Source organism: Neobacillus drentensis (assembly GCF_036966985.1).
In the GTDB taxonomy this organism is placed as follows: domain Bacteria; phylum Bacillota; class Bacilli; order Bacillales; family Cytobacillaceae; genus Neobacillus; species Neobacillus drentensis_E.
On the sequence record NZ_JBALSN010000162.1, the window covers coordinates 1 to 2,559 of the forward strand.

Below are 2,559 nucleotides of genomic sequence, written 5' to 3' on the forward strand. Positions count from 1 at the left end.
TAATAAGGATTGCAGAAAAAGTCGCTGCAGATAATGATTATTTCCTTAGCGACGAGGCTAAAAGCGAAATTAACCATCGACTTGACCTTGAACGGGTCGATGATACCTTCGGAAATGCAAGAACAGTCCGCAATATCGTCATCGATGCAATTTTCAAAAAGGGCTCTAATAAGGAAGTCTCGGACGAAAATATCCTTGATTTTATGTTACTGAATAAAGATGACTTTCTAATCGCAAAAGAAGAAGCTGAAGAATCCCCTTATGAAAAATTGGACCGTCTCATTGGTTTAGATGCATTAAAGCTAGAAATGAGGTCACTGATTTACTTTGTAAAGATGCAGCAATACCGGATGAAAAAAGGTTTGGCGCCAGTGCCAATTCAATTACATGCCGTTTTCACTGGCAATCCGGGAACAGGAAAAACAACGGTAGCTAAGATTTATGCAGAGCTTTTGAAGGACTGTGGCATGTTAAAAAGGGGCCATCTAATTGTCGCAAGCAGAGCAGACTTTGTAGCTGGGTATGTTGGTCAGACTGCAGGAAAAACGAAGAAAAAGATTAAAGAAGCTCTTGGGGGAGTCTTATTTATTGATGAGGCCTATTCTCTTTTCAGTTCGACCTCAGGTGATTTTGGCAAAGAAGTCATCGATACACTTGTCGATGAAATGACCAAGCATAATGAAAACTTAGTAGTAGTCCTGGCTGGTTATCCAGATGAAATGGACTTGCTATTAGAAAGCAATCCAGGGCTTCGCTCAAGGTTTAAAAAATTCTTCTTATTTCCAGACTATTCTTCTGAAGAACTGCTTCAAATCATGACTGTATATGCAGATAGTTATCAATACCAATTATCAAGTGATGCCAAACAGCTGTTATTGAGTAAAATGGATCAAGAATCCTTTAAAGGAAATGGCCGTTTTGCAACTAATATGGTGGATGAAATGATCCAAGCACAGGCCTCAAGGTTAATGGAAGTGGAGGATGAAGAAGATCTTTTTGAAAAGTCACTCCTACTTGAGGTTGAGGATGTAATAAAAGCCATTAATAAAATGTAAAAATCAATCGTAGAAAGGGTGAGGGCCTGTGGAAAACTATTTTATTTCGACTCGAGAAATTCAACTCTATTATGCGGACACGGATATGATGGGAGTCATTTACCACGCTAATTATCTTAAATTCTTTGAACTTGGCAGAACTGGATTTATTGAGGATCTAGGCTATAGTTATCTCGCAATGGAAGAGTCAGGTTATTTTGCCCCTGTTTATGACGTCCAAGCGACCTATAAAAAACCGTTACGTTATGGCGATCGAGGTTTTGTACAAACGTGGGTTGAATTAAATGACGGCATCAAAACGGTATATGGTTATAAAGTTGTAAATGGTGATGATGAGATATGTGTGGAAGGGAAGACCACGCACATTATTGTTAAGAAGGATAACTTTAGACCGACTTCTTTCAAAAAAGCCTTCCCTGAGTGGTTCCTAAAATATGAAGCGATTAAGATAAAATAATCAATTTATATCACATGTACGGGCATAATTCTTTAGGAATGAGGTGACCTAGGTGGCTTTTGGAATCAAACGGCAGGAAGTCATCGAGTGGAAGAGAAAAATTGATAATGGAGAATTAGCTTTTTTAACCCATTATTGGTTAGATGACCGCTTTCCAGGATGTAATACAGTAACCAAGGTTGGTTGTAATAACCTTGAGCAATTGGCAGCTTGGGGACAAAAACATGGATTAAAAAAAGAGTGGATTCATGTTCGCAAGGATGGTTATTCCCATTTTGATTTACTCGGTGAGCGCCAACGAGACATTTTACATAAAGAAGGATTATCAGAACATATTTGGAAAAAGGATCAGAGCACACTTGAAGAGTAACCACCTTTAAGTGTGCTTTTTGTTATGAACCATAATATACAGGGATGGTCATTAGCCCGTTTATTAAAAAGAGAGTGGTGACCAAAGTATGAGCAATCATCGCAGGAAATACACTTTTTGTTTTGACCGTTAAACAACCTAACACTAATCCTAGAAAAATATAAATCATACATAATATTGGTGAAAAACCAAACATAGTGGTGTTAATACCATAAGCAATGCTCGTAACGATTACCCCAATTAGTTGATTGGTGATTCTGATCAGTTTTGGCAGAAGTAAGCCACGCCATAATAACTCTTCAAGTAATGCATTCATCGAGGCGAATAACAAAATTAATGAAAATGAACGCAATTGAATCTTTTCTACTTGAAATAGAAATGTGATACCTATAGAAAGCACAGCCAAAAGGCCAAAAATAAGAACAAATCTCTTAAAGGAAAAACCGATTTTAAAAGGAAGTTGAATTTCTCGTGTAAAAATAGGCCAGTGAAAGTAAGGCGTTATTTCTTGTTTAAACTGCTTAACCACATAACTTATCATTAAAATGGGAATCAACAGTAATAATTGACTCAACATGATAAGCGAAAATGGAGATAAATGAAAACCTTCAATAAAATTATCCAAGTATCCAAGCAAGAGATTTCCGAGAAAAAATGAAATAATCATCCAACCAAAA

4 protein-coding genes are annotated in these 2,559 nt (G+C 37.0%); 3 read left to right on the plus strand and 1 reads right to left on the minus strand.

Annotated features, from left to right (window positions below; translation table 11 throughout):
- The 3 genes from V7659_RS11145 to V7659_RS11155 all read left to right on the plus strand — a co-directional run.
- The coding region (locus tag V7659_RS11145) for an AAA family ATPase (RefSeq protein ID WP_335540095.1) at nt 1–1,055 on the plus strand (1,055 nt) is incomplete at its 5' end.
- A 28-nt stretch (nt 1,056–1,083) separates the two neighbouring features.
- Nucleotides 1,084–1,512, plus strand: coding sequence for an acyl-CoA thioesterase (locus V7659_RS11150; RefSeq protein WP_335540096.1), 429 nt, complete (start codon nt 1,084–1,086; stop codon nt 1,510–1,512).
- A 52-nt stretch (nt 1,513–1,564) separates the two neighbouring features.
- A complete protein-coding gene (locus V7659_RS11155; RefSeq protein ID WP_335540097.1) occupies nt 1,565–1,882 on the plus strand; it encodes a hypothetical protein in 318 nt (105 codons plus the stop codon).
- Between the two features lie 22 nt (nt 1,883–1,904).
- Here the strand turns inward: V7659_RS11155 and V7659_RS11160 are convergent.
- Nucleotides 1,905–2,559: CPBP family intramembrane glutamic endopeptidase (locus tag V7659_RS11160; protein ID WP_335540098.1), on the minus strand; the 655-nt coding region annotated here is incomplete at its 5' end.